Here is a 22,525-nt window from a genome sequence, read left to right as displayed (position 1 = left end):
TTCCCGGTGTCGCGCTCTAGGAATCCCTTGCGTCCTGAGCGTTCGCGTGCCAGGCTGTTCAACTATGACTACAGGAAAGGCGGACACCGCCACCGTCTCGTGAGCGCCGCACCGATTCGCTCGTCGGCATCACATCGAGCGACATTGCCCGAGAACTTCAATCTCTTCGATGAAGACAGTCTGGCCCTGGAAAAGATCCGCGACGTGTGGCTCGAACGCGGATTGTGTACTCGTCCTGCTGATCGAAAGACCGCAGAAGCCTCTGTCGCGCAACTGTATCGACGCTCCGGGCTCCCGAAACCGGAGTTCGTCTGGGTCCCGTCGCCGTCTGCTGGTTCGGACCTGATCGTCACCGAAGGACTGTCGACCAAGATGTCATTGGACGGCACCGGCCTCGACTGCGCTTCCGGGTATATCGCGAGCATGTTTGCGGCATCGCGCCGACGCATGGACGCGCGAATCGAATGTCGGAGAACTGGCTGGCAGATGGAACGCCGGCAGGGGGAGCGCCTGATCAGGGCGTCCATTTGGGAATCGTTGCACACCACGCTGTTCGACGGCGTCGCAGCTGCGATACGAACGATGTCGACCCCGGTGGCCGGGGAAGTGACCTGGTACGGGCAGCAGGACGCCCATCGAATCGCGTACTACGACACGTTCCATCGATTCGGTCTTGCGACTTTCCGCTCGGAAGACCGTGAACTCCTCGACGTGCAGACCGCACTGGCCGACTCGACCGGGTGGTGGTGGGCGTTCGACGACGTGTGCATCATGGCGGAACGACCCACCGCCTTACATGCCGAACCGATTCCGGGCAGCGCGCAGGGAGCACGGCGCTTGCATCATTCTGATTCCCCCGCAATCGAATTCGTAGACGGTACAACGGCGTTCGTTCTACACGGAGCGATCGTTCCAGAGTGGGTAGTGCTCGACCCCACCGCCGAACGCATCGCGCACGAGCGCAACGTCGAGATCCGTCGATGTGCAATCGAGCGGATCGGCTGGGATTCCTACATCGAGCTGGCGGGCCTGACACTGGTCGACCAAACCGACGATCCCGGTAACGCCGGTTGCCTGCTGCAGCTCTACGCGTCGCCGGAGGGCTGGGGTCGAAGTGGACGGATTCTCCTCGCGGTCAACGGTTCTCTCGAACGCGACGGGCATCGGCGTCGATACGGCCTTCACGTACCCGGATGGTTTACCTCCGCTTTGGATGCCGCCGGATGGACTTACGGCATCACCGGTACCGACTATTCCCGTCTCGTTCGTCGAACCTGAATCCCGAACCCTCAATCCTCGAACCCTCAATCCTCAAGCCCTGGGTGATACTTATGAACTCGAACATGACCTTGTCCGCTCTCACCACCCTCACCGGCCTCGATGTCTTCGACTACCTGGACCAGGAAGTGTCCATTCCTGTGATCGACGGACTCCAGGCGCAAGGCGATCTCATCGTGATCCCGTTTTCGCTGCTCGCAAATATCGTGGCGCCCCTGCCATGGACACGCTCTGTGAGAGTGCCGCTCTCCGGCGTGGAACTGCTGCGAAGTGCGGCGGGAGGGAACCCCCACAGTCTGGTTGCAGACGAAGGGGAGTGCACGTGGTCGACGCCGGTGAAAGATGCTCGGGGCCTTGCACTCGGCATGCTCGACACCCGAGTGACCGCGTACCTCATCCACCCGGAGCACGGCGCGACCGGCATCGCTCCGGGACGATACGTCATCGGCCGGCAGCATGAAAGGGGCGTCGGGCGTGCGCGCGGTGCGGTGATGCTTGTCGCCGATTGACACGCCGGCCTCGAGTTGGCGGGGGAGTGAGCACCACTTGCATAGGGCGAGCACCGGTTTCCGTGTGCTGGACGGTGTGTTGGGTCGAGGGAAAGGGTGCTCGGTCGGCAAAGGCTCCCGCACAAACACGAATGCCCTCACCGTGACGGTGAGGGCATTCGCGTGTGGTGCGCTTACTTCTTGCGGCCAGGAGCCTTCGCGCCGGCCTTGAATCCGAGTCCGCCTGCCTTGGGGGCGGGCGGCGCGGCAGCAGGCGCCGGAGCTTCCGCGGGTGCGGACGCCTCAGCAGGCGCTTCAGCGGGTTCTGCCTTCACAGGTTCGGCCTCGGGAGCCGGGGCCTCTGCAGCCGGCGCCGGGGCCGCAGCGGGAGCTGCCTTCCGGGCACCGGGAGCCTTTGCGCCCGACTTGAATCCGAGTCCGCCGGCCTTGGCAGCAGGCGGAGCCTTCGGGGCTTCCGCCTCGGCGGCCGGAGCCTCTGCCGGAGCAGCAGCAGGTGCTTCAGAAGCAGGAGCAGCCTTTGCACCAGGAGCCTTGGCCCCACCCTTCATCTGCAGTCCCTTGCCGCCGGGTGCCTTGGCGCCGGACGCCAGGCCCAGACCCTTCGGCTTGGCGACGGGTGCAGCAGCTTCGGGTGCAGCAGCCTCAGCAGCCGGAGCTTCCGCTGCCGGCGCGGCAGCGGCCTTTGCTCCGGGTGCCTTGGCGGCGCCCTTCATCTGCAGTCCCTTGCCGCCGGGAGCCTTGGCTCCGCCCGCAAGACCGAGACCCTTGGGCTTTGCCACAGGTGTGGCCGGTGCAGCAGCTTCGGCGGCGGGAGCTTCCGCGCTTGCGGCGGGAGCCGCTTTCTTGGCGCCGGGAGCCTTTGCCCCGCCGGCCATTCCGAGCCCCTTGCCGGGTGCCTTGGCACCGGGAGCTTTTGCACCTGGTGCTTTGGCGAGGCCCTTCATGGCCAGACCCTTGCCTGCCGGTGCAGCCTTGGCTTCCGGAGTCGCGGCAGCTTCCTCGACTTCGGCGACCCGATCCTGCTCGACGGTCTCAGCCTTTGCCTCAGCAGCGACCGGTGCCTTCTCGCGCGGGATCACCTTGATGTTCTCGCCGAGCTGGGCGGGATCGAGGCGGGTGACGGAGTTCAGCATCAGCTGCGCGACGTCGACGACCTCGACGCCTTCGCCCTGGCCTTGCTCCTGGCGGGCAGTGACGCCGTCGGTGAGCATGACGCGGCAGAACGGGCAACCCGTGGCGATCTTCTTGGGGTTGGTGGAGAGCGCTTCGTCGACGCGGTCGACGTTGATGCGCTTGCCGATGTTCTCTTCCATCCACATGCGAGCACCACCGGCACCACAGCACATGGAACGTTCGCCGTGACGCGGCATTTCGACGAGCTTGGAGCCTGAGGCTTCCATGAGTTCACGGGGAGCGTCGTAAACCTTGTTGTGGCGTCCGAGGAAGCACGGGTCGTGGTAGGTGACGTCTTCGCTCACGGACGCAACCGGGATCAGCTTCTTCTGGCGCACCAGACGGTTGAGCAGCTGAGTGTGGTGCACGACCTCGTAGTCGCCGCCCACCTCCGGGTACTCGTTGCCGAGGGCGTTGAAGCAGTGCGCACAGGTGACGACGATCTTGCGCTTCTTCTGCTCGATACCGTCGAAGACCGAATTGAGCATCTCGATGTTCTGCATCGCGAGCTGCTGGAACAAGAACTCGTTGCCGGCACGACGTGCGGAGTCGCCGGTGCAGGTTTCGTCGGCGCCGAGGACCATGAACTTCACTCCCGCGGTGGCGAGGAGTTCGGCGACAGCCTTGGTGGTCTTCTTGGCACGGTCTTCGTAGGCGCCGGCGCAGCCGACCCAGAAGAGGTACTCGTAGTCTTCGAAGCTGTCGGCGTCCTTGCCGAAGACGGGGATCTCGAAGTCCATCTCGTTGATCCAGTTGAGGCGATCCTTGGAGTTCTGACCCCAGGGATTGCCCTTGTTCTCGAGGTTCTTGAACAGGCCGGCGAGCTCGGAGGGGAACTCCGATTCGATCAGGACCTGGTAGCGACGCATGTCGATGATGTGGTCGACGTGTTCGATGTCGACGGGGCACTGTTCGACGCAGGCGCCGCAGTTGGTGCAGCTCCACAAGGTTTCGGCGTCGATGACCGGGGCCATCTCGCCTTCGACGGTTTCACCGACGAGCTTGCGGTCGGCCTCGAGGCGTGCCGCCTCGGGGATGGCTGCGAGGGCGCCTTCCTTGACATTGCCTTCGCTGTCGACGAGACCGATCTCGTCGCCGCCCATGTCCTTGCGTCCACCAGCGAGCAGGTACGGGGCCTTGGCGTAGCCGTGGTCACGCAGCGACATGATGAGCAGCTTGGGCGAGAGCGGCTTTCCGGTGTTCCACGCGGGACATTGGGACTGGCAACGACCGCACTCGGTGCAGGTGGTGAAGTCCAGCCAGCCCTTCCAGGAGAAGTCTTCGATGTTTCCGGCGCCGAGAGTGTCGGTGTCGGGGTCGACGTTCTCCATCGTCAGGACTTTGCCCTTGGACATCATGGGCTTTGCCGCGCCGAGGGCGACGGTGCCGTCGTCTTCACGCTTGAAGTAGATGTTGAAGAACGCCGAGAAGCGGTGCCACGCGACGCCCCAGGTGATGTTGCGGCCCACGATCGCGAGCCAGATCATGCCGGTCATCAGCTTCACGAATGCGAACACCGAGATCATGACGGGGCTGGCGGGAAGCAGTTTCGCGACCTGCATGGTGAAGAAGTCGGTCCACGGGTTGGCGTGACCGTAGGTCGCGATCTTGCCTGCCTTGACCATGATCATGCCCAGGCCCTCGAGCAGGACGATGCCCTCGATGACGTAGGCGGCCTTGAAGTTGGAGCCGCCGAAACGGGACAGGCGTGCAGGCAGACGCGGGTGGTTGAGCTGACGGATCACGATCAGCGTGGTGATACCGATGACGGTGCCCAGGCCGAGGATCTCGTCCCACAGGTGCCACGCCCACGTGTTACCGAAGATGGGCCAGTGGAACTCGGGGTTGAACGTCTGGCCGTAGGCCTCGAACCACAGCAGGAACCCACCGAGGAAGCCGACCATGACGAGCCAGTGGGCCCAGCCGACGCTGCGGAACTTGTTCATGCGCGTGTGCGCGATGAACTCGATGATCATCTGCTTGAAGCGAGGGAAGAACGGGCGCCATCGATCGGGTGCCGACTGGCCGATGCGCACGGTGTTGAACATCCTCAGCGCGCCTGAGAGGAAGATGTACCAACACACCAAGCTCAGCAGAGCACCAATCGTGCCCAACGTAATCGTCAGGGCATTCATGTCGCGGCCTTTCGTTTCAGGGCGACGCGTCGGCCACCTCGGGACAGCCCACTGATACTAACCTGCGTTATGTTACCCGCCAGTAACTAGCATTACCAGCCTGTAGGTACCGGCTGGTAACCGCTCGTGGCCTGGAGAGATCGATCTTCTGCGTCGGACGGGCTGGGCCAGACGCAGACATGTCTGGTCGTCACGTTAGGCGGTGCCCGTCAGGTGTCCATCTGTCAGGCAGCCCTAACTCGGGTTCCGGGCAGGTGAGAACAACCGACCGGCTGTTATCGTTACGCCCGTCACGCACAGGGGAAACGGGTGGTGTGAGTCATCGACTGACGCCCGCCCGATCCCGGGGAGGATCAAAAATGTTCATTCGAAAAGCTGCGGCCGTCGCAGCGATGACCATTGCCGCTACGGGCATCGCTGCAGGTACTTCTTACGCAGCTCCGGAGACGTCACCCGACGTTTCGTACACCGCCGAGGTCGTCGACCAGGCCGTTGTCACCACCATCGACGCCGGAGCATTCCGGGTCTCGGGCGACGGAACTCACGTCGACTTGCAGAACAGCCAGGGCGCAACTCTCGTGAGCCTTCCGCTCGCGTTCAACCTCGGCGACGTTCAGTTCCCGTTCGACGAGACCGTCAGTGAGGACGGCAAGACCCTCACCCTCAAGCCGAACCTGGACCCGGCCAGCTCCAAGCCGAAGCCGGTCGCTGCCGAGTTCACCCCGGTTGCTTCGCCTGACGAGGATCAGAAGGCAATCGAGAAGTTCCAGTCACAGCTCGGGCTTGCCACGCAGATCGGTAGCCTCACCGGCACGATCGTCGGGGCGGTCATCGGTTGCATCGTGGGTCTGCCCGGCCTGGTCGTCGGCTGCCTGCCCGGCATGGTCACAGGGGCCGGTATCGGTGGAGTCGCCGGTACCATCCTCGCCGGCGGCGGAACTGCCGTCGTCGCGGGCTTGGACCTGATCAAGGTTCTGAACGCTCCGGCTGGAACAACTCTCTTCCAGTAGAACGTCACGAACGCCGAAACGGGCGCCACACCTTCAGAAGGTGTGGCGCCCGTTTTGCTGTCTCGAGTAATGCGTGTGATCAGTAGTCGCGAACCTTCAGGCCTGGGTTGGCGGCGAGGATGTCGTTGATCGGCGTCGCGTACTGGGTCGGGGCTTCTTGCCCGAACAGTGTCTCTGCCTGAGCGATCTCGCACAGGGGAGAGGTGGCGACGTTGGACGCACTCGTGATGCCCACTGCCAACGTTCCGGAGACGATCGGGCCACCGCTGTCACCCTGCAGGACGCAGATGTTGGTGGTGAAGCCGTTGTCGAGGGTGTGATCCAAAACCTTTGCGACGCGGTTGACGCCGGTGACGACGCCGCAGCTGAAGCCTGTGGTCGATCCTGCCTTGCAGACCGGGGCGCCCACGACAGGATCGGCGGTACCGGTGATGTTGACCGAGCGGTTGAACGGGACCCGCACGCTGTTGTTCTCGAAGCGGTACTTCGCGTTGTCGTCGATGTTGATGATCGAGTAGTCGCGCCCGTCGAAGCTGCTCTTGGCGAAGTACCCGACGCGGGGCCCGGTCTGGTTGTTCACCATTGGGAAGACCTGGCTGGAGTTCGAGGTGCCGGCAGCGGCACGGTTGGGATCGCAGTGACCGGCGCTGATGTTGACTGTGCGTCCTGAACCGTCGGTGCCGTTGAAGCCGAATGAACAACGCAGTCCAGTGTTACCGGAGGTTGCGCCGAAGGCGTCTCCGCCCAGTGCAGCGTCGCCGGTTGCGGATCCGGTTGCGGGGATGAGGTCCGCGACGATCGGGGGAACCAGTAGCGGAGCAGCGGTATGGACGACGGTCCGCTTCAGGAATTCAGGCAATTCGATGCCGGCGGCAGGATCGGCCGTGAGGGCGACTCCGTTGCCGACGACGTCGACGGCGATGCCACGCACGAGGTCTGCGACCTCGGCAGGCTGCGAATCGAGCCAGGTGTTGAGTGCCGAGAGTTGACCTTGCAGAGCCTGCTCGCTCTGCGCGACGTCCTTGACCTCGAAACCGGCCTTCTCGGCGGCCTCGCGGGCAGCATCCTTGTCGCGACCGTCAGCGAGAGCGACGATGCCCTTGCCGAGGTCGTCGAGCCACACTCCGGCAAAAGAGTCGGGAAACTGGACGCGCGCGATGGCGGCGAACTCCGCGAGCTTCTGCGCGAGTTCGGAACGCGAGACGAACTGGTCGGGCGTCAGCGCCAAGTCGTGCTGTAGGGCTTCGGCGAGTTCGACGGGCAGATGGGCTGCCTGATCGGATACCCCGGATTCGTTCGGTTCTGCGTTCGCGACCGCGGTAATCGGTCCGAGGAGCAGCAGCGCGGCCGAACCGAACACTGCGGCGCGACGTGCGATGGAGCTTCGCATGTGGGCCTTTCCACTTCGTTGACCGCGTACCACCCCCCTGGGAGCACACGGATACGGCTCACGGACTTGTGGTGAGCCGATCACAGTCGACCATGACTATATGGGTTCGAACGCGCTATTCCCACCCGTTACATGAGCAGACAGCGCTGACCCCGACCGACAACAGCACTGTGCCCGCCGATCGCGAAACGGATCGGCGGGCACAGTGCGTGAATCAGTGGTTGGTCAACCTGCAGTGCGGACGCGGATTCCGGCACCGACACCGCCACCGGAAGCGCGATCTGCCGCGTCGAGGATGTCTCCGACCGGAATACCCAGATTCGAGGTTCCACCGGAGGTCGCCAGTACCAGGTTCGCTTCGTTGCAACTGGGTGCTCCGCTGCTGTTGGAGCCGCTGGTGATGCCCAGAGCCAAGGTTCCGGAGACGATGGCGCCGCCACTGTCCCCGGCGAGGGTGCACGCGGTGCCGGCGAATCCGCGAACGGTTCGTGAATCACCGTCCGCCATGACCAGTTGAGTTTCGACGCGATCGGCTGCCACGACACCACAGGTGAAGGACGACGTCTGGCCGGACTTGCAGATGGGAGCGCCGATCACGGGACGTGCTGTTCCGGTGATCGCGAGGGTGGTCCCGTTGGCACCGCGGACGGCAGCACGGTCGAGGCCCGCGTCGATGCCGGACTGGTCGAACTTGATGACCGAGTAATCGAGATCGCCGGCGTTGTTGCCGACGGAAGACTGTGAGAATGCTCCGATCAACTGACTGTCGTCGACGTTCGCGTGATTCGGCAGGTAGACGGGCGACTTCGAACCCTCGGCCGGATTGCAGTGTCCGGCACTGATATTGAGAGCATTGTTCTGATCGTCGACGGCGTTGAACCCGAACGAGCAGACCGAGATGTTCTCGGTCGGTGTCTCGCGAATGGGGCCTGTCGACGTGATGTAGGTGTCGCCGCCGAGTGCTCCGGGATCAACCGATCCGCCGCCATCCGGGCTGAGAACGATCTTGGTGTTCTCGAGCAGGGTCGGAAGATTGAGCGCCTGCCCGACGGGGCTGTTCGCGACGTCGATGACGACCTGGTTGTTCAGGACGTCGATAGTCGCCGAATTGACTGCGCGTGAGATTTCCTTGGGCAGCCCGGCAATCCATCCGTTGACGTCGGCCAGCGTCTTCTCGAGGGTGTCGGCGGAGACGGGGGCGACGTGCGTGCGGTAACCGTCGTCGGCCGCGATGCGTGCAGCTTCGGTGGTGGTGACGGCTACGACGGGTTGACCGTCGAGTCCCATCCACGAGCCGGCGTAGTCGCCAGGGCGCTCGGACTTGAATTCCTGGGCGTATGCACCGAGTTCCTGAGCTTTGGCAGCGCGGTCCAGATACTCCTGTGGGGAGATCTTCAGATCGCGTGTGATCGCCTCGATCAGCTCAGCCGGAAGCTGATCTGCCCCGAGCTGTTCGACATGCGTGTCGGAGGCGGGCTCTGCCGATGCCGTCGTGGTGAATGGAGCTGCGAGCAGTAGTGCCGAGGCGCCGACCACAGCGGTGCGGATCGCCAACGAGTTACGCATGAAATCCCTTCAAGTCCCCGGCACCGAGCCGGTAGGTACCGCACCCACCATAGGGGAAAAGTTTCGACGAGGAATATGTGCCTGTTGTCGGCAAGTCGAATTATTCTGTCTAACTTGGCATTCCGGGTCTCGGGGCCAATGGCATGACGGGCATGTCGGGATTCGGAACCACCGGATCGGTTGTGTCGGTCGGGTTGGACGGCTGCGTCGGCGTTGTCTGTGTATCAGTGGGGGCGGTCACGGCGGGAGTGTCCGGGGTATCCGGATCGACCGGATCCAGCGGTCCGACGACCGGCGGCAGGTTCTCGATCCGAAGGGGATCGATCTGGATGGTGATCGGCGATCCCTGTTGCGCGGGGACGTTCGCCGTAGTGGATTTCTCTGTACCGGTGCCCGGACTCACCGGAATGGGCTGGGATTCGGATGAGGTTGATTCCGCTTCGGATGCCCACGACTGCGCCGTCGGCTGCGCGCCGAGAGCGGGTACTTCAGGTGGGGGTGAGGTCGCTGATTGCGTGCCTGTCCCGGATGAACTCGTCGGGGTGGCAGCTGTGTCCGTCCCGGGGGACAGGGAAGATTGTGCGTCGAGAATCCTGGGTGCTGAAATGGTCGGAGTGTGTCCGATGATGACCGCTGCCGCGCAACCCGACACCGTCAGAAAGACTGCGGCGGCTGCTGCGGCGATGATCGGTCGGCGCTCCGACCGCCACTGGCGATTCAGCCAACCGTCGATGCTCGGTTCTTTCGTGACCGGTGCCTCCACGCCGGATTCCGGCTCCGGTTCGATCAGAACGAACGGCGGAAACTCTTCGGGGGTGTCCTCTGGCTCGGCAAAATCGGTTGGCTGGGGTTCGGGACAGGTAGAGGTGATCGAGAAGGGTGCGGCCAACGCTGCGGCTCCGCGAGCAGCACGGTCGTCGGCGTCAGGATCCGCGAGCCAAGCCGCAGAGGCTTCATCTTCTGAAATCAGTTCGACGCCGTCGAGATTCATGCTGTCGAGTGCGCCGCGCAGTACGTCGACGGAATCGCTCGACCAACCTGCGGGGATCACCGCAGAGATGTTCAGGTTCTGATCGGTGAGTGTTCGGACTTCCTTGACCAGGCAATACATTGCTGTCGCTACCAGTTCCTCCCCTCGCGTCATGTGCTCGGAGAAGTTGTCGGTATCGTCGGTGCCGACCCTGTCGAGGAACCCGCGCAACCCGGTGGACCCCGCCGCGGTTCCGCCTAGCTGCACGGTGCCGTCGGGGGCGTGGTGCAGAACCGATTCGCGTTCGAGGGTCACCAGCTCCGAGTCAGGTCTCGCGATCGCAGCAATGCTTCGTTTGTTGCCGACGGCGAGTCCGACTCCCCACTTCATAGCGATCCCCGTTTCACAGTTACCGAACTTTGCTCGGCAGGCATGTCCTGATTCCTGTGAAAACTATCACTTAAACGGATATACGCAACCCTCTGGACAATATGCAGCTAACTACTTGTTCGACGGTGTCATGCTGCGAAGGATGGTGAGCAGTTCCGAACGAGACTGCGCCCCGACGCGCCGCTTGATGCGTGCGACATGGTGCTCGACGGTTTTAGCGGAGATGTAGAGGCGTTCGCCGATTTCCCGATACGTCAGTCCGACGACGACGAGTTCGGCAACTTCTTGTTCGCGCTCGGTCAACACCGACGGTGGCGCCGCACTTGTGGCGGTATCGGTTGCACTTGTCTCGGCCGTCGACGTTGTGCGTAGCGAGCGCGCAACGTGGAGCAGTGCCGTGGCCGATTTGGTGTCCGGGGTGCGCAGCGCTGCTTCGCCGGCGAGGCGAGCGGCGTCCCACGGGAGTCCGATCCGACTGAGCGTTCGTGCGGCGGCTTCGACATCGTCTGCGTCGACGTTGCCTTGCATGAGTAGGAGCCACTGGCGTCCGGCGATCGCCAAACCGGCTGCGTAAGTGTGAGTTTTGGCTGATTCGGCGAGTGTATGGGCGTGTGGGAGGAGATCGGCCGGCGACTGCGAGAGGATCGACGCCTGGACGCCGTACCAATGCAGCGGCGACGACCACAGCGGCGGCTCGCCGAGCGCGCGGAGGAGTGAGCGCGCGTCGTCGACGAGATGCTCGACCTGCTCGGTCTCCTCGAGCCGTACTGCCGCGAGCCACAGTTCGCCGATGGGAAGCAGATTGAACAGATCAACGCTGCAGGACGAGAGGGTGCCTGCCGCGCCCGACCAAGCTCGACGCAGCTGGGCGAGATCGCCGGAACGCCGAGCGAGACCCACGATCAGAGCATGCAGAAACAGTGCGTCACGCTCACGGAGGGGGCCGCGGACTACCTCCTGCGGTAGGTCTTCGAGAATCGCGTCCTGCCCGCGGACCATCGCGATCCAGGCGCCGAGAAGGTGAAGTCGCGCCCACGTGTGGCTGCTTGCGTCGTCGGCGGCGATCGCGGCCGTGACGACAGCGGCGGCCCGTTCATGGGCGCCGTTGTGCAGGAGTGCGAGAGCTACCAGCGCCGGGGCGGAATCAGGCTGGAATTCAGATGTGTCGGCTCCGCCGGGGAGCGAGAGTGCGCGCGACATCGTGTTGAGCGCACTCGGCGCGCTCCCGGTGACCGATTGCATCAGTCCGTTGGCCAGTGTGGTAGCGCCGACCGTCGAGCTCGACGGTGATCCTGTGTGTCCGGTGAGCGCGGCGTTCGCGTCATCGACCTTGCCGATGCCGAGGAAAGTGATTGCGGCGAAGGGGGATTCGTTTCCGGTGCGCCCTGGCCCCAGCCAGGTGTAGAGATCTGCAGCGGCGCCGAGTTGGCCGCATGCTGCGGACGAAGCTGCGCGGATTCGCACCGCCGCAGCCAATCTCGCGTCGTCGAGATCGGGTGCGGCGATGACGGAATCGGCCAGACGGCAGGCAGTGTCGAGGTCACCACTGCGAGCCGAGACCTGGGCGTACAGCAGCGTGTCGGCCACGCCGAGAGGCTCGATCGAATTCACGCGGCGAAAGAGATCTGCCGCGACCGCCGGCGTGCTCGCCTCGACGGCGTCTCGTAGTACACCCGTGAGATCGCGGTGGCGGATTCCGGAGTCGAAAAGTCTTCGTGCTGTGTCGATATCGAGGGTTCTCGTGTGTGCGCGTGATTCGACGATTCTGATCAGCTCGCTGCGGATGCGCCCGGTGCTCGTCGACTCGGCGAGCACGCTCGCGACGAGTGGTGATCGCGAACCGAACAGTCCGGTCGCCAGTGCCCGGTCGAATGCAGCTGTGAGGCTGAACTTCTCCTGTCCCAGATCGAGCTCGAAGGCGTCGATGTCCGGGACGGCGAGTGAAACTTCGAGGATCTCGCGCTCGATCGGATGCAGAGCGGTGACCTGGTGGAGGATGTGTGTGCGTATGGCGTTCGGCATTTCCAGGCGGCCTGCCGAGGCGGCGGCGAAGTACGCTTCGATCGCCCCGAAGGAACCACCGGACAGATGCTCGAGCGCCACCACGGCGCGGTCGTCGAGCGAGACTCTTCGCTCGGCCGCGATCTTCCGAATATCGTTTCGGTTCAACGGGTTCAGATGCAACACGGTGCCGAAACTCGAGATGTTCGAGTAGATCGGTGCGAGTGGTGGATCGATCCGATCGGAGGCTACGACAACTCCGAGGTCGTCACGTTGGACAAGCTCTTTCAGGGCACGGATTTCATCGGAGGTCAGAGCTTGCGCGTCCGCGATCACCACAATCGCGTCGGCGGGGACGTCATGCGTGACTGCGGTGACCACGGGCTTGTCACCCGATTCGATTCGCTTCCGTACAACCCTCGTCACTTGGGGCCGAGCGCTGGCATCGGTCCCGGTGACGAATAGGCGCAGTGGCGATGCAGTCAGGTCGACGTCGCGCAAAAGTCCTGCGATGAAAGACGATTCGGTGCCGTTGTCACGGTTCATCGAAAGACCGCCGGTCAGCGGATCGGTGCGGTGACGCCGCCGACGACACCACCGACCACGTTTCCGACACCACCGACGACGTTACCGAGACCTCCGACCACGCCGCCGACTCCGTTGCCGACACCGTCGACCAGACCGCCGACTCCGTTTCCGATGCCGGTCGCAGCGTCACCGACACCGGTCCCGACGCCGGCTCCAGGCGCGGGTGCGGGTGCTGGTGCCGGGGCGGGAGCAGGTGCGGGCGCCGGGGCGCCGGGTGCGGCAGGTGCAGGCGCCGACGGAGCGGTCTCGCCCGGTGCGGGCGAGGATCCCGCCGGTGCGCCGGCAACCGGAACTGCCCCCGGCGCCGTCGTCGAGCCGCCTGCGGCAGCAGGAGAACCGGGCTGATTGCTTTGAGTGCCGTTGTTCGCAGTCGTGGATCCGGTGCCTGCCGCTTCCGCTGCCGTGGTGCTGCCGGGAGTAGAGCCCGCGGTGGTCGAAGCGGTCGAGGAGGTGGACTCGCTGGTGGTGTTCGCCGAACTGGACGGAACGTTGATCTTGTCCATGGCAGTTCCGATTCCGAGCCCGCCTGCGGCGAGCACGATGAATGCTCCCACCACTGCAGCAACTACGCCGACCCTCGACGAGCGTCGAGTCGCCGTGTTCTCTTCTTCGGTCGGCTCGGCAAGCAACGGAGTGGAGAAGGCGGGAACCGGTGCGGGCTTGCGAGACGGCTCGGCGGGAATCACTGCAGTGGCAGCGGCCGGCACTTGCGAGTCTCTGGCGTCGAGTGCGAGGGCCGCGGCGCCGGACGCCGCGCACGACGCTGGATCGGCGTCGGCGATCACCGGGACACGAAGCTCCGCCGACAGTAGTTCGGCGACAAGGGGAATGGACGAGCTTCCGCCGGCCAGGACAACCTGATTGACGTCACTGGACTCGACGCCGGCAGATCGCAGGCTTTCGCGAACCAATGCCACCGATTCGGTGAGGGCGGGCCGGATCAGATCTTCGAGTTCGGAACGAACGAGTCGAACGTCGCTGACGGCACCGGGAAGCGCCACGCGGGCAACGGTTTCCGTCTCGGTGGAAAGTTCCTCCTTGGCTGCGCGGGCATGCTCGCGCAGAGTTTCCAGCGCTGCAATCGTCTCGGGTGCAAAGGGATCAAGGGTTGCGAACTGGTCGGAAACCGCATCGAGCAGGTGAACGGTGACGAGGTGATCGAATTCGTCGCCGCCGATGTCCTCGCTGCGCAGCGGCTTACCGAATATCTCGCTTCGTCCGTCGGTCGTGGACATCATCGTGACGTCGAGCGAGCGAGCACCGAGGTCGTAGACGACGGTCAGACCGTCGCTGACGACAGTTCCGGAAGCGGCGAGCCACGCCATGACGGCTGCGGGTTCGGCGACGAGAGTCGCCCCGTGAACCCCGGCGTCGTCCAGAGCGGACTCCATGGTGCGTGCTGTGTGGCGGTTCCACCCCACCGGGTGAGCCAGGACGACAGTTGGCCCTTCGTTGCCGCCTGCCTGGTCTACCAGTGCGCCGACAGCCGTCGCCGCGAGAGCCTCGCCGCGGTACTCGGTACCGTCGGCGGCAAGTATCGGAATCGGGTCTCCGACGCGCTCGACAAATCCGGTGATGACGGATCCGTCCTCCAATTGCAGCGCACTGGGTAGGCGGACCTGTTGCGTTTCACCGGTCGAGCCGTCGGTGACAGCTACGAGAGTGGCCGAACCGATGCTGATGCCGAGCCCTGCCGCCATGAACGAACTCCCCTGGTCGTGGGCGACAGAAGGACTGTCGCGGTTGTCTGCGATGTCGGTTTCAGGACCTAGATCGTTACCGGATCGGAGGAGTCGCGACGAAGTAGGGGACCGATCCCCTAATCGGGGCAAATCCCCTATTCCGACCGGGCGTAGCCCAATGGGGGGCTTCCCCACCTGTCCCTGGAGAAGAGGGGGGTGCTCCCCGTTGGCCCCAGTCGCAAAAGTTCTTAGCGTTGATTCCACTCGCTACCTCTGGCAGCGCACCAGTTTCCGGACCACCGGCAACTACCCACCGGCAACAACCCGGTCAACGAACTTCAGGAGAACCCGCCATGGCAACGAACGCCGTACTCGAATTCATCCTCGGGCTACTTCGTGACGACGAGGCAGCTGCCAACTACTGCGCCAACCCGACCGCGGCACTCGATGCTGCCGGTCTGTGCGACGTCAGCCCCGCCGACATCGTCGCGGTCGCTCCGCTGGTCGCCGAGTCCGGACTCTTTGCCGGTGGCGGCGCCGACCTGTCCGCGATCGTCAACGCCGGTGCGTCCGCTGCCGGTGCAATCGGCGGCGGTCTCGGACTCGGCGGTGGTCTCGGTGGTGGACTCACCGGTGGTCTCGGTGGTGGCCTCGGCGGCAGCCTGGGTCTCGGCGCAGGTGCAGGAATCGGAGTCGGAGGCGCCCTCGGCGGCCAGTTCGACCTGGTCGGCGACTTCGCAGCAGCCCTCAGCGCTGCGCTTGCCATCGGTGGCGAGATCAGTGCCGAACTCGGCGCAGCCTTCGGCGCTGTGATCGAAGCCGGTCTCGGTTTGGGCGGCGCACTCGATCTCGAAGGAGCTCTCGATCTGGGCGCACAGCTCAGCGCGGCTCTGGGCGGCGCCCTCGGTGTGACCGGCGGCCTGACTGCGGAGCTGGGAGCAGCCCTCGACGCCGCGATCGGCGCAGTCGGCGGACTCGACCTGACGGCAGGGCTCAGCGGAGCTCTCGCACCCGTCTTCGCCATCGGTGGTGACCTCGGAGCCGATCTCGGCCTGGCTCTCGGTGGACTCCTCGGCGGCGCAGCAGACCTCAGCGGTCTCCTTGACATCGGCGGCGAACTGGGCGCGAGCCTGACCGGCGCACTGGAATCCGCTCTTGCACTCGGCGGCGGCCTGGATCTTGCCGGCGCTCTGACAGGCGACCTCAGCACGGCATTGTCCGGCGCGCTCTCGGGCGTCCTGGGAGCCGGCGGCACGATCGGCGCCGATCTGGGTGCATCGCTCGGCGGCGTCCTCGGCGCGATCACGGATGTCAGCGTTCTCACCGATATCGCGGGCGGCCTCGATCTCGGTGCTGCCCTGAGTGGCGCCCTCGGCGGAGCACTCGGCGTCGGCGGCGGTCTGGAAACTGCATTGGGCGGCGCACTCGACGCAGCACTGGGTCTCGGCGGCGGACTCGACCTCGACGCCGTACTCGGCGGCGGCGCAGACCTCGGCGCGCAGCTCAGCGCGGCACTCTCCGGCGCCCTCGGTGCCGGCGGAACGGTCGGAGCCGACCTGGGTGGCGCACTCGGTGGACTGCTCGGGGGAGCACTCGACCTCGAAGGTGGTCTCGGCGCAGACCTCGCGGCAGCTCTGGGCGGAGGCGCGAATCTGTCGACGGCCCTCGAGGGTGTTCTCGGTTCGGCACTCGGCGTCGATGCCGGGCTCGCGGGCGGTCTCGGCGGCGCTCTCGACGCAGCGCTGGGCGCAGGCGGACTTACCGGAATCGACCTCGGTGGTGCACTCGGTCTGGGCGGTGAAGCAGGCTTGGCAGCCGGTGTCGCTGCGGCTCTCGACACCGCCCTCGCAGGTGCAGGCGGCTTGGGTGCTGTCGGTTCCGTGGGCACGGACCTGACCGGCGCGCTGGACGGTGCGCTGGGCGCGGGCCTCGGGCTGGGGGGCTCTCTCGACAGCGTTCTCGGTGCCGAAGGTGCACTCGGTGGAGCGCTGGACACGGCACTGAACCTCGGCGGAATCGACACCGGTTCGATCGGTGCCGACTTGCCCTCCGTCGACCTCGGCGCTGTGAACCTCGGCCCGATCTCCGCTGAACTGCCTTCCGTCGACCTCGGAAGCATCGCGGCAGAAGGCCTGAACCTCGGCGGTGTGACCGGCGACCTCGGAGCAACTGTGGGCGGCGCGCTGGACGCAACCGCAGGTCTCGACGCAACAGCAGGTCTCGACGCGGCCACGAACGCTGCGGCTGGTTTGGGTGGGTCGCTCGGCGGCGCACTGAACGGCGTCACCGATCTCGGCGGATCGCTCGGCGGGGCTGTCGGAGCAGTCACCGACGTGACCGGTTCGATCGGTGCCGACGCAGCCGCAGCTGCCGGTGGCACAGTCGACGGTGGCGGTACCGTTGGCGGCGGTGGAGTCGCTGACCTGGGCGGATCTCTCGGTGGAGCAGTGAGCGGAGTGTCGGACCTGACGAGTTCGTTGACCGGTGCGCTGAACCCGTGGTCGTCGATCGATGCGACCGATGCTTTCGGTTCGGGTTCCACTTCGGGTCTGAGCGCCGATACCGAACACTCGCTCTTCGCCGAGGATTCGGTTGCAGCGCCGGTCGATCACATCGACCCGGTTGCGGTTGTCGATCACCTGCATCCCTGATCTGCTGACGCAGGAACTGAAATCGGTCAAAATGACCTGATGTAACAAATCCGGCCCTGCGCGCGCTATGCGTTCGCAGGGCCGGATATTCGAGTCGGGAAGAATTGCGGGTCAACGTAGCTCATGAGTGATTCAGCGAGTCAGGTAAGCAGCCGGAAGGCGCGCGTCGCGTCGTCGACGGCGTCGTTGCTCGAACGAACAGCCGTCGTGGCGAAGGATTTCGGGCGCACGGATCTGGTGCGCCGACTCGAGAACGCTCAGGTGAGAGTCAACGACCCGCGTATTCGCATCGTGGTGGTCGGACCCCTCAAGCAGGGCAAGAGCCAGTTCGTCAATTCTCTGCTAGGCATCGACGTGTGCTCGGTCGGTGACGACGAGACCACGGCCGTGGCGACGGTAGTTCAGTACGCGGAGACCGCGGTCGCCGAACTGATTCTCGCCGATCCGGGTGCGGCGCCCATTCGGGTGCCCCTCCCGCTCGAGGAACTGATGGGGATCACCCCGGCCACGCCTCGCGCCGAAGGGCGTGAGGTTCTGCGTGTGGAAGTGGGTGTTCCCAGTCCGCTGTTGGCCGACGGTTTGGTTCTGATCGACACCCCTGGTGTCGGCGGTCATGGAAATCCTCATGCTGCAGGAACATTGGGATTGATCACTGCGGCCGATGCAGTGTTGGTTCTGTCGGACTCCAGCCAGGAGTTCACCGAACCGGAGCTGGGATTCATCCGCCAGGTCGTCAATCTGTGTCCTGCGGTAGCCGGGCTGATCAGCAAGACCGATCTGTACCCGCACTGGCGGCAGATCCTCGACGCCGATCGCGGACATCTCCAGCGTGCCGGGTTGGATCTGCCGCTCATTCCGATCTCCTCGGTACTGCGCTCGCACGCGCTGAGGCTGGGGGACAAGGAACTCGAAGCGGAATCCGGATTTTTGGACCTCTATCAGTTCTTGCGGGACAACGTCGTTGCGCGTGCCGAATCGAATACTCGACGCGCAGTTGCGATGGATGTGCGTTCTGCGGCAGCGCATCTGACGTTGGAGATGGGCAGTGAGCTTGCGGCGCTGAAGGATCCGTCGACCGCTCAGGCAGCGGTCGCGGGACTGCAGCGTGCCCGGGCAGCGGCCGAGGAACTGCACAAGAAGACCTCACTGTGGCAGCAGAGCCTCGGTGACGGCATCGCAGACCTCGCCGCCGACATCGATCACGACCTCCGGGACCGGTTGCGCCGGGTGACCCGCCAGGCCGAGGAGACGGTCGACGAAGGCGATCCCGGTAAGGACTGGGACGTCGTGGGGGAGTGGCTCGAACAGGAGATCGCCACCGCGATCGGTGACAACTTCGTGTGGGCGCATGATCGCGCACAGTGGCTGGCAGAAGTTGTGGCGCAGCACTTTGCGGAGACCGGTGACGTCGCGCTCCCGCATCTCGACGTCGCCGACACCGACGGTTTCCTGGAACCGGTCGGTGCATTGGCGGACCTCGAATCCGGCCGAATCGGCATCACTCAGAAAGTCCTGGTCGGCATGCGCGGCTCGTACGGCGGCGTGCTCATGTTCGGCTTGATCACCACGATGATGGGCATGGCTCTGGTCAACCCGATCTCCATCGGCGCCGGGGTTCTGCTGGGCACCAAGGCTTATCGTGAAGACAAGCAGGCTCAGGTGCTCAAGCGTCGCGCTGAGGCGAAAGCGGCTATCCGACGGTTTGCCGACGACGTCAGCTTCCAGGTGGGCAAGGAGTCGAAGGACCGCCTACGCCTGGTGCAGCGACTGTTGCGTGATCACTTCACCGACATCGCCGAGCAGGCGTTGCGCTCGATCAACGAATCCCTCCGCGCCACTCAGGAAGCCGCGCAGTTGGAATCGAGTGAACATGCCGCTCGGATCAAGCGTCTGGAGACCGACATGCGCGTCGTCGCGGAGCTCGACGCCGTTGCCGGAACGCTGATCGGCGAAACTCCCGCTCCTGCCTCGGCAAAGGTGACCAACGCATGAATGCCACGACCACCGTGACCGCAGTGGAGTCGGCACACGCCCTGATCGACCACGCCAGACGTGCCTACGCCGATCAGCCGCAGACGCGCGCCCAGTTGGAAGAATGTGCGGCCAGGCTCGACGAGCCACTCCGGGTGGCGCTCGCCGGCTCCCTCAAAGCGGGTAAGTCGACGCTGCTCAATTCGCTTGTCGGACAGGATATAGCGCCTACCGACGCGACGGAATGCACACGCGTCGTCACCTGGTATCGGAACGGGACGACGCCGCAGGTGACCGCGACGGCCGAGAACGGTGCCGAGTTCAACGTGCCGGTGACGCGCCGCGACGGCAGGCTCACGTTCGATCTGGGCGAGTACACCGCAGACTCGGTGGACCGCATCGACGTCGACTGGCCGTCTTCGGCATTGGCTCGTACGACGATCATCGACACACCGGGCACCTCGTCGCTCTCGACCGAGGTCTCGGCCCGCACCTGGGACATGCTCGTTCCCGACGGTGAGGCACCGGGCGCGGATGCAGTGGTCTACCTCTTGCGGGCTCTCAACGCCAGTGACATGCAGTTCCTCGGGAAGATCGCGGATCACGTGGGCGGAGAATCCGGGCCACTCGGAGTGATCGGAGTTCTCTCGCGTGCCGATGAGGTCGGCGCAGGCAGGCTCGACGCGTTGTCTTCGGCGAAGGACGTCGCGGCGCGATTCGCCGAGGAGTTGGAGCGAACCGGCCTGTGCCAGTCGGTGGTTCCGGTGGCAGGTCTACTCGCGCTCGCTGCTCGGACGATGAGGCAGAGCGAGTTCGCGGCCTTCTCGGCGCTCGCGCAGGTTCCGGCCGAGGATCTGAGCCTTGCACTGCTCTCCGCGGATCGCTTTGCCAGGCAGGACAGTCCGCTGCCGGTCGATGCGGCGATGCGGGCGCAATTGGCCGATCGGTTCGGGCTCTTCGGAATTCGCCTGGCCGTGACGTCGATCAAGTTGGGGGCGACCGATTCACCGTCCCTGGCGGCCGAATTGTTGGAGCGCAGCGGCCTGGACGAACTGCGTCAGGTGATCGACGTTCAATTCGGGCAGCGGGCAGATCAGCTCAAATCGCACACGGCGTTGGTGACGCTGCGAAGAATCCTCGAAGCCGATCCGAGCGAGGAAGGCGATCAGATCGCGGCGGAGGCGCAACGGTTGCTTGCCGATGTTCACGGCTTTCACGAACTTCGCCTGCTCGGGCGTCTTCGTTCGGTACACACGGATCTGCCACCCGACGACCTGGCACAACTGCAAAGACTGATCGGCGGCTACGGAATCCGGGCAAGTGACCGGTTGGGCTGCGAACCGGAAGAATCGCCGGAGGTGCAGCGTGCGCGGGCCACGGCGGCTGTCCGCAGATGGCGCGAGTTGTCCAGACATCCGCTCTTCGACAGGTTCACCTCGCGCGCCTGCCTGGTCGCCGCCCGCAGCGCCGAGGGCGTCCTGGCTGAAATTGTGCCCGAATAGGGACCCGTTCACTATGCGAGCGCCGGACGAGGGTTCTATCTTGAGTTCGGGATGATCCGGACATAACTCCCAGGTTCGGGTCCCACCTCGATGGGAGCACGCGCATGGCGAGTGACATCAAGTCCGCTTCACCGGATCGAGCCACCCTCGTCCTGGGGACGCTCATCCTGGTCGCTGCGGTCGCGAACCTCAATCTCTCGGTCGCGAATGTCGCTTTGCCCGATATCGGGCGGGCTTTCGACGCCAGTCAGACGCAACTGAACCTGATCGCGGTCGGCTACTCGCTGGGCCTGGCCGGAACGGTGCTCTACCTGGGGGCCTTGGGAGACCGATACGGCCGCAAGATGTTGCTGGTCACCGGCATGGCGCTGTCCATTCCGGCGTCGATCGTGGCGGGATTCGCCGGGAACTTCGAAGTGCTGTTCCTCGCTCGGATAGTCGGAGGCGTCTCGGCAGGTCTGGCGTTCCCGACCACGCTGGCAATCATCACGGCGTTGTGGGCCGGACCGGCACGAACCAAGGCGATTGCCATGTGGTCGGCAATCGGTGGCGCGATTTCAGCACTCGGTCCGATCGTCTCGGGGGCGCTGCTCGAGCAGTTTCACTGGGGTTCGGTCTTCTTCGTCACCCTTCCCTTGGCCCTTGTGGCACTGATCTGTTCCCTGGTGTTGGTTCCCGCTCACGTCAACGAGACGACCGAGCGAGTCGATCACCTCGGCGGCATAGTGTCGATCGTCTTCATCGGGGCGCTGGTGTTGTCCATCAACTTTGCGCCGGTGAATGGTTCGGGCACACTGGCTCTGGTGCTCGGGGCGATAGCAGTTGTCGCGGGTATCGGGTTCTTCCTGCAACAGCGACGCGCGGCCAATCCGCTGTTCGATCTTCACGTAGCTGCGCGCCCGACCTTCTGGGTCGCGGCGGTGGGTGGGTTGGTCGTGTTCGGTTCGCTCATGGGCGCGATGTTCATCGGCCAGCAGTTCCTGCAGAACGTCCTCGGGTACTCGACGCTGGCAGCCGGTGCGGCGATCATTCCGGCTGCGCTGGCGATGGTGATCGTTGCGCCGCGCTCGGCGACCATGATCGAAAGGTACGGCGCCCGCGTCACGCTGCTCGTCGGCTACCTGTTCGTGGTTCTCGGGTTGTTCGTCGCGCTGTTCCTGTGGAACGAAAGCACACAGTATTGGCAGGTCGCGCTGGCCTATGCGCTTGTCGGCATCGGCGTCGGTCTGGCCGGCACACCGGCATCGCGTTCGCTGACCGGATCCGTTCCCGTGCACCGCGCTGGTATGGCGTCGGGAACCTCGGACCTGCAACGCGACCTGGGCGGCGCCATCATGCAGTCGATTCTCGGCGGAATACTCACGGCCGGGTACGCAAAATCGTTGGGAAATGCGATCTCGTCCTCGCCGAACGCATCCGAAGTGACTCCCGAAACTCAGGCCGCGCTCACCAAATCCTTCTCCAGCGCCGAAGTTCTCGCGGAACGCTACCCGCAATACGCGGACCAAATCATGACCGCCGCCAAAAACGCCTTCCTGGACGGGGATACAAACGCCTACATCGCGGCGATCATCATCGTGTGTGCCGGTGCCGCGGTGGTGACGTTCTTCTATCCGCGTCGCGAGCGCGAACGAGTCCTGCTGGCGCAGTACGCGGCGGAATCCGATCTAGCCGCGGAGAAGAGTTGAGCGCGCTCTGGTAGTGATGAG

Annotated in this window: 13 protein-coding genes; 7 read left to right on the top strand and 6 right to left on the bottom strand. The window is 64.6% G+C overall.

The genetic code is table 11. The features are described from left to right. Positions 1–99 precede the first annotated feature (99 nt). Positions 100–1,278: a DUF6745 domain-containing protein gene (locus QRN54_RS15705; RefSeq protein ID WP_285182403.1), complete on the top strand. Its 1,179-nt coding sequence runs from the start codon at positions 100–102 to the stop codon at positions 1,276–1,278. A 53-nt stretch (positions 1,279–1,331) separates the two neighbouring features. Then, a complete protein-coding gene (locus QRN54_RS15700) occupies positions 1,332–1,787 on the top strand; it encodes a DUF8820 family protein (RefSeq protein WP_285182402.1) in 456 nt (151 codons plus the stop codon). A 173-nt stretch (positions 1,788–1,960) separates the two neighbouring features. On the opposite strand, the gene QRN54_RS15695 is transcribed toward QRN54_RS15700, so the two are convergent. Further along, positions 1,961–5,095 carry a (Fe-S)-binding protein gene (locus QRN54_RS15695; protein WP_256520461.1) on the bottom strand — a complete coding sequence of 1,045 codons (3,135 nt, stop codon included), beginning with the start codon at positions 5,093–5,095 and terminating at the stop codon, positions 1,961–1,963. A gap of 359 nt (positions 5,096–5,454) precedes the next feature. Here QRN54_RS15695 and QRN54_RS15690 point away from each other — a divergent pair, with 359 nt between their 5' ends. After that, positions 5,455–6,105 carry a DUF8020 domain-containing protein gene (locus tag QRN54_RS15690; protein WP_003943407.1) on the top strand — a complete coding sequence of 217 codons (651 nt, stop codon included), beginning with the start codon at positions 5,455–5,457 and terminating at the stop codon, positions 6,103–6,105. A gap of 79 nt (positions 6,106–6,184) precedes the next feature. On the opposite strand, the gene QRN54_RS15685 is transcribed toward QRN54_RS15690, so the two are convergent. The 5 genes from QRN54_RS15685 to QRN54_RS15665 form a co-directional block, all read right to left on the bottom strand. After that, a complete protein-coding gene (locus QRN54_RS15685) occupies positions 6,185–7,495 on the bottom strand; it encodes a S1 family peptidase (RefSeq protein ID WP_054187117.1) in 1,311 nt (436 codons plus the stop codon). A gap of 225 nt (positions 7,496–7,720) precedes the next feature. Further along, on the bottom strand, positions 7,721–9,061 hold the full coding sequence (locus QRN54_RS15680) for a S1 family peptidase (RefSeq protein ID WP_054187118.1): 1,341 nt from the start codon (positions 9,059–9,061) through the stop codon (positions 7,721–7,723). Between the two features lie 109 nt (positions 9,062–9,170). Further along, on the bottom strand, positions 9,171–10,421 hold the full coding sequence (locus QRN54_RS15675; protein WP_047269499.1) for a hypothetical protein: 1,251 nt from the start codon (positions 10,419–10,421) through the stop codon (positions 9,171–9,173). Positions 10,422–10,532: 111 nt separating this feature from the next. Then, on the bottom strand, positions 10,533–12,968 hold the full coding sequence (locus QRN54_RS15670; protein ID WP_285182401.1) for a LuxR C-terminal-related transcriptional regulator: 2,436 nt from the start codon (positions 12,966–12,968) through the stop codon (positions 10,533–10,535). A gap of 14 nt (positions 12,969–12,982) precedes the next feature. After that, on the bottom strand, positions 12,983–14,710 hold the full coding sequence (locus QRN54_RS15665) for an Hsp70 family protein (RefSeq protein WP_285182400.1): 1,728 nt from the start codon (positions 14,708–14,710) through the stop codon (positions 12,983–12,985). Between the two features lie 335 nt (positions 14,711–15,045). Between QRN54_RS15665 and QRN54_RS15660 the strand changes: the two genes are divergently transcribed. From QRN54_RS15660 to QRN54_RS15645, 4 genes are all read left to right on the top strand, one after another. Continuing rightward, on the top strand, positions 15,046–17,343 hold the full coding sequence (locus QRN54_RS15660) for an IniB N-terminal domain-containing protein (protein ID WP_042452232.1): 2,298 nt from the start codon (positions 15,046–15,048) through the stop codon (positions 17,341–17,343). Positions 17,344–17,466: 123 nt separating this feature from the next. After that, positions 17,467–19,335: a dynamin family protein gene (locus QRN54_RS15655; protein ID WP_007726689.1), complete on the top strand. Its 1,869-nt coding sequence runs from the start codon at positions 17,467–17,469 to the stop codon at positions 19,333–19,335. After that, positions 19,332–20,816 carry a dynamin family protein gene (locus tag QRN54_RS15650; RefSeq protein ID WP_285182399.1) on the top strand — a complete coding sequence of 495 codons (1,485 nt, stop codon included), beginning with the start codon at positions 19,332–19,334 and terminating at the stop codon, positions 20,814–20,816. Before QRN54_RS15655 ends, QRN54_RS15650 begins: the two co-directional genes overlap by 4 nt. 104 nt (positions 20,817–20,920) lie before the next feature. Beyond that, on the top strand, positions 20,921–22,504 hold the full coding sequence (locus tag QRN54_RS15645) for an MFS transporter (protein ID WP_285182398.1): 1,584 nt from the start codon (positions 20,921–20,923) through the stop codon (positions 22,502–22,504). The last annotated feature ends 21 nt before the right edge of the window (positions 22,505–22,525 follow it).

Origin of the sequence: Rhodococcus sp. MEB032, from assembly GCF_030208925.1 — a bacterium.
In the GTDB taxonomy this organism is placed as follows: Bacteria; Actinomycetota; Actinomycetes; order Mycobacteriales; family Mycobacteriaceae; genus Rhodococcus_F; species Rhodococcus_F qingshengii.
This window is presented reverse-complemented; position numbering and strand designations above follow the sequence as displayed.